The sequence below is a fragment of the Porticoccus sp. GXU_MW_L64 genome, assembly GCF_052983295.1.
Genome location: NZ_JBRKJK010000001.1, coordinates 244,015 through 258,319, shown reverse-complemented (window position 1 = coordinate 258,319; position 14,305 = coordinate 244,015). Strand labels below are relative to the sequence as shown.

Sequence of the window (14,305 nt, the reverse complement as noted above, 5' to 3'; positions counted from 1 at the left end):
CAGAGCAGAAAGCGCATAACTACATAATAAATGCTTGTATCTTGACATTTTGGCACGGAATATTGAGCTTACGCAGACGTGGGGGGCATAGCTGGAACCTGGATTCGCTGAAATGGCGAATTCTTTCGGTTGTTCTGGTTTCCGCTGTTGGTTTTGCTGTTTATCTATGGATACATATAGCCGAAACCCGTCCCCAGGCTGCCCTTCTCGAGCAAATACGAAATCAACACTACCCCTTGCAAGCTCAATTGCAGCAAGCCATCTTCAGCCTGAAGCAAACACAGGCGGAGCTGGAACAGTCGGCTATTACCGGAGAGCCAGACAGACTGTTCGAAGCGAAGAAGCACGCTGAAACCTTTCAAAATACTCTCGACACAGTGTTTGTGCTGGGTAAATTCCCAAAGAGCGCTATCGATAATATCCGGGAACCTTTTGATAATTACTTTGGCAATGGTTATGAGCTGGCATCAACGATGGCGGTTACCATGCATCCACCAGAAGATGTCATCGCCAGAGTGCGTGAGAATCAAAATGCATTTCGTCAGGTAATGGCGCTTCTGGAGTCTTTTGAGCACAAGGAAAAAACAGCCTTTACCACCAGCGTTGACAATGTAACGGAACGGGCTAACGCTTTAATACGCAGAGTATTTGTTACCGGCATGGTGACAGTTGTTCTGGTGTTTCTTGTTGCCGCTTTTCTTATTCGCAGCGTGCTTGGTCGCATAGGTTTCATGGTAAACACACTGCGTACCATTGCAGAAGGAACAAGCGATACCAGTGCCAGAATTCCCATTACCAAACAGGATGAAATGTCTGAGCTGGCCTATTGGTTTAACTCTTTTATCGACAAGCTGGAACAAAGCGGCAAAGAGCTGGAGCGACTGGCCTATACCGACACACTGACCGATTTGCCAAATCGTCGCTCTTTCAATCGAATTCTCAAGAGGGAGATGGAAGGCTGTTTGCGACATCCAGACAGAGCGCTGAGTATCCTGTTCATGGATTTGGACAATTTTAAGTACGTCAACGATCACCTGGGGCACGATGCCGGCGACATTTTGTTGGCAGAAGTCGCCAATCGCCTTCAGGGAACGCTGCGTGCCCGTGATCAGGTTGCCTTGAATCGAAGTGGTGGCGAATCGGTAGTGGCCAGGATGGGGGGCGATGAATTTATGTTGCTGCTCAGTGGTTTGCGCCATCCCAGTGATGCCGGAATTGTGGCCGAGCGCATACGAAAAGCGGTTTTGGAGCCGGTAGTTATTGAAGGTCAGAGCCTTAATGTGGGTGTCAGCATCGGTATTGCCAGCTATCCCGGTACGGCAAAAACAGCAGAAGACCTCACCATCAATGCAGACCTGGCCATGTACGAAGCAAAGAAATCAGGCAAAAACAGTTACTGTTTCTTTGATGAGGACGTTGGAATTGCTGCCCAGCAGAATTTAAAAATAGAAAATTTGCTCCGCCAGGCATTGCGAGAAGATAAGCTGGATTTGTACCTGCAACCTAAATTTTTAATAAGTACCGGAAAGCTGTCAGGGGCGGAAGTGCTGCTGCGATGGAATAGTGAGGAACTGGGCTTTGTGTTACCCGGTGTTTTTATTCCTGTTGCCGAAAACAGCAATCTGATTTGTGATCTTGATCACTGGGTTTTGGAAAAAACCTGCCAGTTGATCAATCGCTGGCAGAGGGACAATATTTTCACATTGCCGATTTCCATGAATATTTCCGCTAAATTGGCAGGATCAAAAGACTTGGTGGGCGCTGTTGAAAAAACACTTGAGAAGTATCCATTGCTGGAGAGATCTCTGGAGCTTGAGATTACCGAAACATCAGTTATCGAAAACTTCGACAATGTTGCAATCAACATTCATGGTCTTAAAGCGCTGTTTGTCAAAGTGGCGTTAGATGACTTTGGTGCCGGGCACTCTTCCTTGTCGTTACTGAAGCATTGTGATGTGGACACCCTTAAAATTGATCGCGGTTTTGTGGGTGAAATGGAATCGGTCAAAAATTCCCGCTCTATTGTTGAGTCGTTGATATTGTTGTCGAAAAAAATAAACGTAGAAGTCGTGGCTGAAGGTGTTGAAACAGAATCTCAGTTAAAAATTCTCAAAGACATCAACTGTTGTTGTGCACAGGGTTATCTTCTTGCTCGCCCTATGCCGTTGTCTGACTTTGAAGATTTTGCAAAAAAACAATCCTCGATATAACCACTGGTGAATGTATGGATATATGTGGTGAACATTTTATAAAGCCGAAGCACGGGTCTTTGCTGGCTTGTCTGTTTGTGTTTTCGCTGCCACTTCAGGCAGAAATACAATGGCAGGGCAATGGTTTTGGATCCGTTGTGGCGAGCAAGCTCGACGATAACTCAATAAACCAGATGAATACCTTTTCCCGGGATACATCGGATGATTCTGTCAAGCTCAGTCCAAATACCCGACTTGGCTACCAGCTCAGCGCGCACTTTAATAAGCGTTTCAGTATGACAGCTCAAGCAATAACTCAAGGGAACAGGGATTTTGATATTAACCTGGATTGGTTGTATGCAAGCTACAAAGTTGATGAAAACCTTCAACTCAATATCGGCCGTTTTCGTCGCCCCACTTATACTTATTCAGAATATCTGCATGTGGGTTATTCCTATCCCTGGATCAGGCCACCAGTAGAGGTTTACTCTCTGGATCTGGAGTTTTTTACTCGGGTTGAGGGGGTGAGCTTGTTTTATCAACGCCCGGTTGGTAGTTGGCTTGCCAGTGTTCAAACCTATTATGGAAGGAGCTCCGATACGGCAAAATTGGCTTTCAATGAAAATGTTGACTTTCGAACACGCAACGACCGAGGCGTGTTATTTACTGTCGAAAAAGACGCTTTTAACGCCAGATTGGGCTACCACAAGTTGCCCGACACCACGATTGGTTTGCAAAGCAGTGGGGTGGTTTTACTCCAAAGCCTCAGGTCTGTGGGGTTTTCCAATATTGCCGACGATTTGGAAATCAGAAACAGGAATATTAACTTTTACAACTTTTCTGTTGGTGTGGATGTTGAGAATTACTTTGTTAACGCGGAATTTACCCAGACAGAGATAGGTAGAAGCCTGGGGCCGGATGAAAAATCCTGGTATGTAACGGCGGGCCACAGAATTAACGCTTTTACCCTGCACTATACATACGCCGATCGCGGTCGTGACAATGAATATCTGTTTTCTCAGCCAATACGTCTGTTGGCGAATAACATTCCACCTGCAGCGGCAGCTCCCTTGCTGGAGCTTGCCACTGCAGTGGATTTTGCTGTCATAAGTTCCGACACCGATCAGTACAGTCACACACTGGGTCTGCGCTACGACTTTGATGCGCCTTATACATTGAAAGTTGAAGGGCAGCAGATTAATGACAGGCGTTTGGGGTTGAGTAATTATCTGTTGAGCGTTGCGGTAGACTTTGTCTTTTAGTGGTGAAAACTGTGAAAAATAATCTATTTGTTGTTTCTTTTTGGTTCTTGTGTGCCTCGCCATTGATGAGTTATGGCGAAGACCTGGTGGTGATTTCGAACCCTGAAATAAAGGGGGAGGTAAGCTCCTCTGATGTGGCGCGGATTTATCTGGGTAAGGTCAATCAGTTTCCTGATGGCAGCCCGGCGGAACCATTGGATGTTAGCCCGTCAGATCCCAACTATGAAAAGTTCGCCCGAAAAGTGTTAAAAAAATCTCCCAGCCAATTGCGGGCTTATTGGGCCAAGCAGATTTTTACCAGTCGTGCCTCACCGCCAAAAACACGTAAAAATCAAAAAGAATTGCGCAAGGCAGTGGCAACAGATAAACGCTATTTGTCCTACATTGACTCCGGGCAGGCAGATGATTCGGTGCGTGTTGTACTCAAGGTTGAATAGCTGATATTCAGATAAACAGACCTTAAACCAAAACGGCGGCCCACAGGCCGCCGCTTTGGTTATTTCTGTTGCAAGAGGTTCACCATCAGTGGTGCCCGCAGCAACTCTCGTGAGCGTCACCGACTTCGCGGGTGCTGGCCAGTGGGGTTGGCTTGGGTTTTTCCAGCCTTTTCTCGTGTTTCAAATCCTGCTCCGGTGGTTTGCCGCCGGGACCTTTCAGGTAGTGGTCCATCCAGCGCAACAGGCGCAGGGAGTAGTCATACTTGCCGCCCACTTTGCGGTTGCCGTGACCCTCTCCGGGGTACAGCACCAGGCGTACCGGGGCGTTGTTCAGGGTTTTCAGGTAGCGGTACATTTCCAGCGATTGTGCCGGGTGTACACGCGGGTCGGCTTCGCCGTGCATGATCAGCAGGGGCGTGCGGTGCTTTTGAGCGTGGTAGATGGGACTGCGCTCCAGCATCCACTGGAAGTCCTCCCAGGGCCAGGCACGGGAGTGCACCAGGTACATTTCGTTGGCGATGTCGGTGGTGCCGAATTTTGACAGCTGATTGGAAATGCCCACAAACATCACCGCCGCCTGGTAGTGTTCGCTCAGCGCGGTGGCACTCCAGGCAGAGGCGTAGCCGCCGTAGGAGCCGCCGGTAATGCCCACTTTGGTGGGGTCTACCATGCCCTTGTCCACCAGGTGATCTTTACCCGCCACAATATCGAGAAATTCCGGGTCGGCGTATGCGTGCTGACCTTCTTTGGAGAAGTCGACGCCACGGCCGGTACTGCCCCGATAGTTGGGCCACAGGCTGAAGTAGCCTTTGGCGGCGAATACATGGGCGGGCTCGGAGTAGCGGCTGTGCCAGCCGTTGGAAATATGCGCTTCCGGGCCACCGTGGATAAAGTTAACCAGGGGGTATTTCTGGCCCTTTTGGTAATCCAGCGGGTACACCAGAACGCCCTCAATCTCGGTGCCGTCTTGTGCTTTCCAGGTAATGCTTTCCTGTTTGCCGAGGGCAATGTCGTCCAGCCAGGGATTGCTGTTACTGAGGCGGGTCACTTTGCCGCCCTGATACCAGAATGCCTCTCTCGGGTGGTTCGGAGCATCGGCAATAAAGGCAAAGCCGCGACCTTTTTTCGGGGTCGACAGGGAACGTGCGATGCGCTCGCCAATATTGAGTTGTTTGCCTTTGCCCGCTTTGCCGGCTTTCAGAATCACTATTTCGCTGCCGGTGCCAATATGGTTGACAGCCAGCAGGTCACCGCCGGGCAGGAATTCGATATCCTGAGTATGAGTCAGCAACCCCGGTTGCAGCTCCGTGGTTTTACCGCTCTTGTAATATTTGACAATGCCCTCGCGAGGGTCATGTGTATCTTGCGAGCCGATATAGGCCACATCGTTGCCATTGGGCGCCCAGTGTCCGGCACCTACTTTACCATCGCCATTCAAGGTGGCCTGCACTTTGCCATTGCTGCCGAGAATAACCACTTTGGGCTTCATCAGAGTGTCGTCCACCAGCGGGGTGGGGGAGACGGTGGCGATGATGCTGTTGCCTTTGGGGTTATAGGCAATGCGCATCAGGTGGCCGTCTACTGAAATTTGCTCCGCTTGGGCGTTTTTGTCGCTAAGGTCGAGGCGGTACAGCTGATTGTATTTCAGTTGCTCCTCGTACACTTTTGGTTGGAAGCCTTTGGCGATCAGCTTTTCCTGGTCTTTGGGAGCGGTGGGGATAGTCAGCAGCAACGCCTCTCCCGAGCTGTTGATGTCGTAACCGACAATGTCCGATGTGTGGGTGTAAACCAACACCGATTCGCCTCCACCCAGGGGGATGCGATAGAGGCTGATGAACTTGTCGTTGTGGCGCTTTGCCAGATAGTAGAGCTGCTGGCTGTCTGCAGACCATTTGACGCCAGCCACATTGACACTGCCGGAGATAAACGGGCGTGAGTTGCCCTGGGTGTCAGTGATGTGCAGCTCGCCCCAGTCGGGGCCATCGTCGTCTTTATAGGGAGTGCGTTGCACGCTTTTGGTGTAGGCGACCCATTGGCCATCCGGAGAGCTGGCCACGGAAGTGACCTGGGATATTCTGGCAATATCATCCAGATTCATGGGGCGTTTATCCGCCAGTGCCAGCGGATGAAGCAATAGCGCGCCAACCAGCGCCAGCGAGGTAATAAAGATATTAGGCACCTGTGCCTCCTTGGTGGTTATTCTGGAAATAAATTCTTGTTGGGAGCGTTTTACCCGAACGAGTATACCTTATAGGGACTGTTAGCAGGGCGATTGGCCGGTTAAAACATAACCTTGATTTGTACCGGTAAAGTACCCATAATTCCGCGCTCTCAATGGTGGCCCCCGTCGGTCCCCTCGCAATGACGACCTGTAAACCCCGCCAGGCCCGGAAGGGAGCAACGGTAGCAGTGAATTCATGTGCCGGGGTGTGGCTGGCGGGGGCTGCCGCCTTTTCAGATGTCAGTCGACAGAAGACAGTGGACAGAAGACAGGTATAATGCCTGACTTGTATTTCCACTAAAGAGCTCCCCATATGAGTTATCAGGTTCTTGCCCGCAAGTGGCGCCCGCGTATTTTCCGTGAAATGGCGGGGCAGGAGCATGTGTTGCAGGCATTGATCAATGCTCTTGATAACGAGCGTTTGCACCACGCCTACCTGTTTACCGGTACTCGCGGGGTGGGTAAAACCACCATTGCGCGGATTCTCGCCAAGTGTCTCAATTGCGAGCAAGGCGTCAGCTCTGCACCCTGTGGCGAGTGCGGCGCCTGTGTGGAGATCGCCGAAGGTCGCTTTGTGGATCTGATCGAGGTGGATGCGGCTTCGCGCACCAAGGTGGAAGACACTCGCGAGCTGCTGGAAAATGTCCAGTACGCGCCCACCCGGGGCCGCTTCAAGGTGTACCTGATCGACGAGGTGCACATGCTCTCTACCCACTCCTTTAATGCACTGCTGAAAACCCTGGAAGAACCGCCACCTCACGTGAAGTTTCTGCTGGCGACCACCGACCCGCAAAAACTGCCGGTGACCATTCTTTCCCGCTGCCTGCAATTCAACCTGAAAAACCTCAGCCCGGAGCGCATCAGTGAGCACCTGAAATTTGTGCTGGGCGAAGAATCCGTGCCCTTTGAAGACGCCGCCCTGTGGCAGCTGGCCCGTTCCGCCGATGGCAGCATGCGCGATGCCCTGAGCCTCACCGACCAGGCCATTGCCCACGGCGGTGGCAAAGTGGCAGAGGCAGAAGTTAACGCCATGCTGGGTACTATTGATCGCAGTTGGGTGGTGGAATTGTGCAGTGCCATTGCCGACGACGATGGTGATCAGGTGCTGTCAGTGGTGGCGCGGATGGCAGAGCAGGGACCGGATTACAATGCGGTATTGGCCGACATGCTGGGCTTTTGGCACCGGGTGGCCATTGCCCAAACCGTGCCCGAGGCGCTGGACAATCGTCACGGTGATTTCCAGCAGGTGACAGACGTGGCCAAGGGCATGGAACCTGAAGCCGTGCAGCTGCTTTATCAGATTGCCTTGTTGGGGCGTCGCGACCTGCCCCTGTCACCAGACCCGCGCAGCGGTTTTGAAATGGCCCTGTTGCGGCAGCTGGCCTTTAAACCCGGCAACAGTGAGATGCGCCCTCCGTCCTCATTGGCTGAACAACCAACCGGGGAGGGCCCCCCGGCAAAAAAGCCTCTTAGCCGGACTGCGCAAGCGGTTGCAGACAAGCCCGCCACCACCCCGCGTCGTTCTCCAGAGCCGCCACCTGCCCTGGCAGTGCCCGTTGAGGTGGCAATGCCGGAGCCGGTACACACTGAGTCAGCGCTAGCAGAATCAACATTAGCAGCGTCAGAGCCGCAAGCCGAAGTCGAGCCCAGTGTGGAAAAAGTGGCGTCCGGTATCGAGCTGGCGGAACAGTGGCCAGATATTTGTCGGCAGCTAAAGCTGGGCGGTGTGCTGGGCAATACGGCCGCAAATCTGGTGGTAACTGCGCGGGATGGCAATGATTTTCACTGTACCCTGGACAAGCAATACAGCTCTCTGTACGAAGACAGCCAGCAACAGCGGCTGGCGGATGCATTGCAACAGTACTGTGGCAGCCCTTGCAGCGTCCGTATTACCGTGGGGGCAGTCAGCGCTGAAACCCCACGCATGCTCAACGAGCGCGCCCGTGCCGACTGCATGGCCGCTGCTGTGCAAGCCATGCGCGATGACCCGTTGGTACAGGATTTAACCAAACAACTGGATGGCCGCCTGCTGGAAGACAGCGTGCGGCCCATAGAATAGAGGTAACCATGAAAGGCCTGAACGATTTAATGAAACAAGCCCAGCAGATGCAGGAGCGCATGCAGCAAATGCAGGAAGATGCGGCCAATGCGGAAGTGGAAGGGCAGTCCGGTGCCGGCATGGTCAAGGTGGTAATGACCGGCCGCCATGACGTGCGCAAGGTAACCATCGATCCAGACCTGATGTCGGAAGACAAAGACATGCTGGAAGACCTGCTGGCCGCCGCCATCAACGATGCCGTGCGCAAGGTGGAAGCCGCCAGTAAAGACAAAATGTCGGAACTGACCGCCGGTATGCAAATGCCTCCGGGATTCAAGATGCCGTTTTGATTGAAAGCCGGACGTCAGAAGTCTGAAGTCGGAAGCAACGTACTAAACCCAGTTGGGCGCAGCCCAACAGCGTCAGACATCCGACGTCAGACGTCCAGCCTGTCCTTGCGAAGCTCGGGCTTCAAGTTGACAAATTACTTGAAATTAAATCCATAAACTATTGATAGGAAAAAATTTGTTCGGAAGCCTGATCGACGAACTGATTGATGCCCTGCGGCAACTCCCCGGTGTCGGCCCTAAATCCGCACAACGCATGGCGCTGCAATTGCTGGAGCGCAACCGCTCTGGCGGTGTGCGTTTGGCAAAAGCGTTGGACGCGGCCATGGAGGGGGTAGGGCGCTGTCGCCAGTGCCGCACCTTTGCCGAAGCCGAACTGTGCAACATCTGCAGCAGCCCGCGCCGCGACCCCAGCCAGCTGTGTGTGCTGGAAACCCCGGTGGATCTGTTTGCCATTGAGCAGGCGGGCACTTACCGGGGACGTTACTTTGTGTTGATGGGCCACCTGTCACCTATCGACGGTATTGGCCCGGAACAACTGGGCATCAATCAATTGATGGAACAACTGCAAGGCGGCGAGGTAAAAGAGCTGATCCTGGCCACCAACCTCACCGTTGAAGGGGAGGCCACCGCCCACTTTATCAGCGAGCGGGCCAAGCCCCATGGGGTTACCGTCAGCCGTATTGCTCACGGCGTACCACTGGGCGGCGAGCTGGAATACGTGGATGGTGGCACCCTGGCCCACGCCTTTACCTCTCGCAAGCCACTGTGACCATGATTGAACTTCAAGACAACCTGATCGAATGGGTAGATAGCGATAGCCGCCTGGCGGAGCTCTGTGATCAGTGGAGTCAGCTGAACCACCTGGCGGTGGACACGGAATTTATCCGTACCGATACGTTTTATCCCATCCTCGGTTTGTTGCAGGTGTCTGACGGTGAGCATTGCTGGTTGGTGGACCCGCTGGCCATCAGTGATATGTTGCCTTTCGCCGAATTGCTGGTGGACCGCAGAGTGGTAAAAATCTTCCATGCCTGTTCCGAGGACCTGGAAGTGTTGCGTCACAGCATGGGTGTGATTCCCCGGCCCATTATCGATACTCAGGTGGCCGCCGCTTTTGTCGGTTACGGCTTTTCCAGGGGATATGCCGCCCTGGTGGGTGATGTGCTCGACATTGAGCTGGATAAACACGAAACCCGCTCCGACTGGCTGCAACGGCCGCTGACAGAAGCGCAATGCCGCTATGGTGCGGAAGACGTGTACTATCTGGTGGAAGTGTATCGCCGTCTGCTGGCGCAACTGAAACAGCGTTTGCCCTGGGTGCAAAGCGATATGACTGAATTGCTGACCAGGGCGGGCAGCGAGGGGAATGTGGCTGAATACTACCGCCGCATCAAGGGTGCCTGGCAACTGAATGCCCAGCAGCTAACCCTGTTACAAGCCCTGGCGGAATGGCGGGAAAACACCGCGCGGGAGCAAAACAAACCTCGCAACCGGGTTATTAGCGATAAACAGCTGTTGGATATTGCCCGCAAACGGCCCACGGATATGGCCGGGTTGGGGGGCTGCGGAGTCAGGCACCCCGGGTCCCAGCGGCGCTATGGCGATGCGGTGTTGCTCCTGGTGGACGAATTCAAGTCCCTGGAGCCGGAGCATTGTCTCGAACTCTTGCCACAGCCCCTGCCCAGGGAAGCGGGTGTGTGGATCAAACAACTGCGAGCCATTCAAAACCAACTGGCCGAGGAGTTACAGCTGGCACCGGAAATTCTCGCCCGCAAAGCGGATCTGGAGGCCATCGTCGCTTCCGCCTACAAGGGCGCAGCCCAGGTGCCGGAGCACTGGCGTGGCAACTGGCGGGAACAGGTGCTGGCGGAAAAAATGCTTGGCGCACTGCCGCAATTGGCACCGTCGTGAGCTGTCCATGAAAACCATTTGCACTATTTACAAAAGTCCCCGGGAAGGTGAGCTGTATTTGTATGTGGACCACCGGGATCAGTTGAGCCGGGTGCCCGAAGCGCTGCTGGAACGGTTTGGTACGCCTCAACGGGTGACCACATTGCCGCTGGCGCCAGAGCGCAAGCTGGCTCGCGCCGATACGGTAAAAGTGTTGGCGGCCATTGCCGAAAACGGCTACTACTTGCAACTGCCTCCCGCAAAAGAGGACTATATGCAGGAAGTAAACCTGCACAATCACAAGCTGGCGGGCAGGTAATTGCAGGCTTTCTGGGAACACAAATCTCTGGCTCAGATGACCCGCCAGGAGTGGGAAGCCCTGTGCGATGGCTGCGGCAAGTGCTGCCTGGTGAAGCTGGAAGATGACGACGATGGCAAGGTGTATTACACGGATGTGGCCTGCAAACAACTGGATTTGCGCAGCTGCCGCTGCCGGGATTATCCCAATCGCAAACAGTTGGTACCGGAGTGCCTGTGCCTCACCCCGGTGGATGTCGAGCAGTTCCACTGGCTACCCGCCACTTGCAGCTACCGGTTGCTGCATGAGGGTAAAGATTTACCCCGTTGGCACCCATTGGTGAGCGGTGACCGGGAGGCTGTGCACAACGCTGGTAAATCGGTGCGGGGCAGGGCGGTTTCGGAAATACACATCCACCCGGATGAGCTGGAAGATCGGGTGGTTTACTGGGTGGATGGATAACCCCCTGCTGTCATTCTGAGCGCAATAACTCAAATATAGCGTCATCGCGAGCGAAGCGCGGCGATCCAGTGGCTTTGATATTGCCGCGCTCACTTCCATTATGACGGGGTTCAGACTTGAATCCGGGAGATTAAATTATGTACACAGAAAGCAATTATTTTTGGGGGCTGGTGGGCTATTACCTGGGAGCACTGGTGGTGCTCTGGTACGTCTGGTGGCTGCTGTCGAAGCTGGCCTGGCACCATGTTCGCAATGTGCTGCTGCTGTTTTGTGCGGCCCTGCTGTTAACGCCGGTGCAGGCGTATTCGGACCCCAATCTGCAGCACCTGGCGCCCGCATTTTTGGTGTTCTTGTTTGAAGGCTTGATACTCGGTACCGAACAGGATGCAAGCCGGGCCCTGATACCTATGTTGTTTGTATTTACATTGCTGTTGGCTGGCTATGGCGGTTGGCTGTGGTGGTGTAATAAACAGGCAGTATCCGGGCAGGCCGAGTCGGGGAATAGTGACGCGGAGCAAGTTTAAGCGGTTGATTTAGGCTATTATGCGGCCTCTAAATTATTGAATGACGCCTGTGTGGGGGCACGGTGATTCATGGATGCTATTAAAAAGCGCTTTTCCTTATTGGCTGTAGCTGCCCTGAGTACATTGCTGGGGGCCTGTTTGACGGCCACCAATGCACAAAAGAACGCTCCGCAACAAACAGCGCCACAACAAGCAGCGCCACAACAGCCGCAAGCAGCTGCTCCACAAAAGCCGGTGGCCAACGCTGCGCCAGCTGCTGGCAAGCCCCAACCAGTAGCTGCTGCGCCAACGGTTGCCGCGGTTATTGCCAAGCCCGCCCCCAAACCTGTGATCAAGCCAGTAATCAAACCTCAGCCCCAATCCCAACCCAAGCCCGTTGTAAAACCGCCCAAGTATATGGGCGAGAAAAAACTGCTGGTGGTTGGCAGTGTGGAGCGCCTGACACTCAGCCCGCCGGGGCTAAAGTTGAAGGCGCGTATCGACACCGGTGCTGAAACAACCTCCCTGCACGCCGATCCCATTGTGCGTTTTGAGCGGGATGGCAAACGCTGGGTGCGTTTTACCTTGCAAGCCGGGCACGATATGGAGCCTGTTGTATTGGAGCGCCCGGTAGAGCGGCGGGTGCGCATCAAACGCCACGATGCGGATTCACAGCGCCGCTATGTGGTCAAGTTGTGGCTGCAACTGGGGGAAATCAAGGAGCATGTGGATGTCACCCTGACGGATCGCTCCGATTTTGAATACCCGCTGTTGGTGGGTCGCAACTGGCTCACCGATACCGCAGTTGTCGATGTCAGCCGTCGCTACGTCATCAAGTAAACCTGTTATCAATAAGGGCAAGCCATGCACTCGTCGCGAATACAGTTAATTGTGGTGGCGGGCTTGCTGATTTTGGCGGGCGTTGGCCTCACTCTCTACAAAGCCATAGAGTTGGGCTTCCCCTTGTGGCCGGGGGAGAATCGCAAGGTCTGGACCCTGGAATCAAAAATTTCTTTTACCCCGGCTGATGGCCCGGTAGAGGTGTCTTTGGCGTTACCCGAGCCCATGGCGGGTTGGAAACTGCTGGACGAAAATTTTGCCTCTGCCGGCTTCGGGTTCGCCATTCAGGGGGCGGGCAGCGAACGCCGCGCGGTTTGGAGCCGCCGCTCTCTGGATGAAAAAACCACTCTGTATTACAAACTTCAGCTCTATCGGGAGCAGCCTGCGGCGTTGCCTGTCATGGCGCCGAAAGCCATTCACCCGCCGAGTTTGCCAAAGCGTCGCCAACAGGTTGTGGATCATCTGGTGGCACTGATTACCGAAAAGTCCCTGGACGATGCCAGTTTTACCCGCCTGCTGATCAGCGAATTTATCCGTTCCCAGCCCAGTCAGGAAGTGAGCTTTCTGCTGTCTGAACACAACCGCAAAGCGCTGCCGGCCATGGAGGAGGTATTCGCTGTGGCCGGTATTGCCAGCCAGCGGGTGAAGGGGGTGTATTTGGAAAATGGCCGCCGCCGCCAGCAGGTGAGCGATTTGCTGGAGGTGTATTTGGGCGATAAGGGTCAGGGGGGCGACTGGCTGCTGTTCGACCCGGAAAGTGGAGAAATTGGCCTGGCGGATAACTTTTTTATCTGGCAGCGGGGCGGGGGCTCTACGCTGGATGTGATTGGCGGCAATCGCTCGCGCCTGGAGTTCGCCATGGTAGCCAATTCCCTGCCGGCAAAAACCGTGCTGCTGATGGAGCCGGAGGTGGCCAGTGTGCCGCTGCTGGATTTTTCCATCTACGCCTTGCCGGTGGAGCAGCAGGGGGTGTTCAAAAATATTCTGCTGGTGCCTATCGGTGCCTTTTTGGTGGTGTTGCTGAGGGTGTTTGTGGGGCTGCGCACGGCGGGTACCTTTATGCCCATTTTGATTGCGCTGGCGTTTATTCAAACCACGCTGGCCACCGGTTTGTGGGTTTTTCTGGTGGTGGTCAGTATCGGTCTGTGGATTCGCTCCTGGCTGAGTCACCTCAATTTGCTGTTGGTGGCGAGGGTGTCAGCCGTAGTTGTGGTTGTGGTGCTGCTGATGGCGGCTTTCAGTATTGTCAGTTACAAACTGGGCATTGATCAGGCGCTGACGGTAACGTTTTTTCCCACCATTATTTTGTCCTGGACTATCGAGCGCATGTCGGTGCTCTGGGAGGAGGAGGGCGGCAAGGAGGTGTTTATCCAGGGCTTCGGTAGTCTGGTGGTGGCGGTGGCTACGTATCTTCTGGTGAGCAACCGTCTTATCGAGCATCTGACGTTTAATTTCCCCGAATTGATGTTGAGTTTGCTGGGGGTGATTTTGGTGCTGGGGCAGTACAGCGGTTATCGCTTGAGCGAGCTTTACCGGTTTCGTTACTTGAAGGAGCAGGTGAAGTGATTTTGCTCGGTGCTGAGTGCAGGGCGGGGAACGGTATCAGAACCGCCGACAGCATGGATGCTGTCGACGAGCATACATGGACGTACTTGCTGCGCGTTCTGATACCGTTCCCCGTTCTGCGCGGGTGCGAAGCGTTGATTCCCGGCAGTAGCTCCCTTAGGTGTTTCCTGACACGCCGTGAATACCTCCATGTAGACTCGTCTGCGGCTTCCATGCCGCAGGCGGTCTGGAAACACCTAAGGGAGCTAC

At 54.1% G+C, this 14,305-nt stretch carries 13 protein-coding genes and 1 other RNA gene; 13 read left to right on the top strand and 1 reads right to left on the bottom strand.

The annotated features are described in order from the left end of the window. Positions 1 to 62 precede the first annotated feature (62 nt). Genes ACVBEJ_RS01230 through ACVBEJ_RS01220 form a run of 3 tightly spaced genes read left to right on the top strand, consistent with a single transcriptional unit; the run spans position 63 to position 3,888 of the window. Positions 63 to 2,210 carry an EAL domain-containing protein gene (locus ACVBEJ_RS01230; RefSeq protein WP_447127763.1) on the top strand — a complete coding sequence of 716 codons (2,148 nt, stop codon included), beginning with the start codon at positions 63 to 65 and terminating at the stop codon, positions 2,208 to 2,210. A 14-nt stretch (positions 2,211 to 2,224) separates the two neighbouring features. Further along, positions 2,225 to 3,451, top strand: a complete 1,227-nt coding sequence (locus tag ACVBEJ_RS01225) for a hypothetical protein (protein WP_447127762.1) — start codon at positions 2,225 to 2,227, stop codon at positions 3,449 to 3,451. A gap of 11 nt (positions 3,452 to 3,462) precedes the next feature. Continuing rightward, on the top strand, positions 3,463 to 3,888 hold the full coding sequence (locus ACVBEJ_RS01220) for a hypothetical protein (RefSeq protein ID WP_447127761.1): 426 nt from the start codon (positions 3,463 to 3,465) through the stop codon (positions 3,886 to 3,888). Between the two features lie 85 nt (positions 3,889 to 3,973). Here ACVBEJ_RS01220 and ACVBEJ_RS01215 read toward each other — a convergent pair whose 3' ends face one another. Continuing rightward, positions 3,974 to 6,067, bottom strand: a complete 2,094-nt coding sequence (locus tag ACVBEJ_RS01215) for a prolyl oligopeptidase family serine peptidase (protein WP_447127760.1) — start codon at positions 6,065 to 6,067, stop codon at positions 3,974 to 3,976. 166 nt (positions 6,068 to 6,233) lie between these two features. Between ACVBEJ_RS01215 and ffs the strand changes: the two genes are divergently transcribed. The 10 genes from ffs to ACVBEJ_RS01165 all read left to right on the top strand — a co-directional run bounded on the left by ffs (position 6,234) and on the right by ACVBEJ_RS01165 (position 14,056). Beyond that, positions 6,234 to 6,330: signal recognition particle sRNA small type (ffs, locus tag ACVBEJ_RS01210), an RNA gene on the top strand. Positions 6,331 to 6,422: 92 nt separating this feature from the next. After that, complete coding sequence (gene dnaX, locus ACVBEJ_RS01205) at positions 6,423 to 8,168, top strand: DNA polymerase III subunit gamma/tau (RefSeq protein WP_447127759.1); 1,746 nt, start codon at positions 6,423 to 6,425, stop codon at positions 8,166 to 8,168. A gap of 8 nt (positions 8,169 to 8,176) precedes the next feature. After that, positions 8,177 to 8,497 (top strand): YbaB/EbfC family nucleoid-associated protein, encoded by a 321-nt coding sequence (locus ACVBEJ_RS01200; RefSeq protein ID WP_447127758.1) that lies wholly within the window; start codon positions 8,177 to 8,179, stop codon positions 8,495 to 8,497. Positions 8,498 to 8,672: 175 nt separating this feature from the next. After that, the gene (gene recR, locus ACVBEJ_RS01195) at positions 8,673 to 9,266 is read left to right on the top strand and encodes a recombination mediator RecR (RefSeq protein WP_447127757.1); all 594 of its coding nucleotides are present in this window, start codon (positions 8,673 to 8,675) and stop codon (positions 9,264 to 9,266) included. 2 nt (positions 9,267 to 9,268) lie between these two features. Next, complete coding sequence (rnd, locus tag ACVBEJ_RS01190; RefSeq protein WP_447127756.1) at positions 9,269 to 10,408, top strand: ribonuclease D; 1,140 nt, start codon at positions 9,269 to 9,271, stop codon at positions 10,406 to 10,408. Between the two features lie 7 nt (positions 10,409 to 10,415). Then, positions 10,416 to 10,706, top strand: coding sequence for a YcgL domain-containing protein (locus ACVBEJ_RS01185; protein ID WP_447127755.1), 291 nt, complete (start codon positions 10,416 to 10,418; stop codon positions 10,704 to 10,706). Continuing rightward, positions 10,707 to 11,147, top strand: coding sequence for a YcgN family cysteine cluster protein (locus ACVBEJ_RS01180; RefSeq protein WP_447127754.1), 441 nt, complete (start codon positions 10,707 to 10,709; stop codon positions 11,145 to 11,147). A gap of 137 nt (positions 11,148 to 11,284) precedes the next feature. After that, positions 11,285 to 11,671: a hypothetical protein gene (locus tag ACVBEJ_RS01175; protein WP_447127753.1), complete on the top strand. Its 387-nt coding sequence runs from the start codon at positions 11,285 to 11,287 to the stop codon at positions 11,669 to 11,671. Between the two features lie 69 nt (positions 11,672 to 11,740). Next, a complete protein-coding gene (locus tag ACVBEJ_RS01170; protein WP_447127752.1) occupies positions 11,741 to 12,490 on the top strand; it encodes a putative ATP-dependent zinc protease in 750 nt (249 codons plus the stop codon). A 24-nt stretch (positions 12,491 to 12,514) separates the two neighbouring features. Further along, positions 12,515 to 14,056 (top strand): inactive transglutaminase family protein, encoded by a 1,542-nt coding sequence (locus ACVBEJ_RS01165; RefSeq protein WP_447127751.1) that lies wholly within the window; start codon positions 12,515 to 12,517, stop codon positions 14,054 to 14,056. Positions 14,057 to 14,305: the final 249 nt, after the last annotated feature.

What these genes read in the sequence shown, in the direction of transcription:
- ACVBEJ_RS01165 (WP_447127751.1), top strand. Translation starts at nt 12,515, where the DNA reads ATGCACTCGTCGCGAATACAGTTAATTGTGGTGGCGGGCTTGCTGATT.
- dnaX (WP_447127759.1), top strand. Translation starts at nt 6,423, where the DNA reads ATGAGTTATCAGGTTCTTGCCCGCAAGTGGCGCCCGCGTATTTTCCGT.
- ACVBEJ_RS01175 (WP_447127753.1), top strand. Translation starts at nt 11,285, where the DNA reads ATGTACACAGAAAGCAATTATTTTTGGGGGCTGGTGGGCTATTACCTG.
- rnd (WP_447127756.1), top strand. Translation starts at nt 9,269, where the DNA reads ATGATTGAACTTCAAGACAACCTGATCGAATGGGTAGATAGCGATAGC.
- ACVBEJ_RS01200 (WP_447127758.1), top strand. Translation starts at nt 8,177, where the DNA reads ATGAAAGGCCTGAACGATTTAATGAAACAAGCCCAGCAGATGCAGGAG.
- ACVBEJ_RS01170 (WP_447127752.1), top strand. Translation starts at nt 11,741, where the DNA reads ATGGATGCTATTAAAAAGCGCTTTTCCTTATTGGCTGTAGCTGCCCTG.
- ACVBEJ_RS01225 (WP_447127762.1), top strand. Translation starts at nt 2,225, where the DNA reads ATGGATATATGTGGTGAACATTTTATAAAGCCGAAGCACGGGTCTTTG.
- ACVBEJ_RS01185 (WP_447127755.1), top strand. Translation starts at nt 10,416, where the DNA reads ATGAAAACCATTTGCACTATTTACAAAAGTCCCCGGGAAGGTGAGCTG.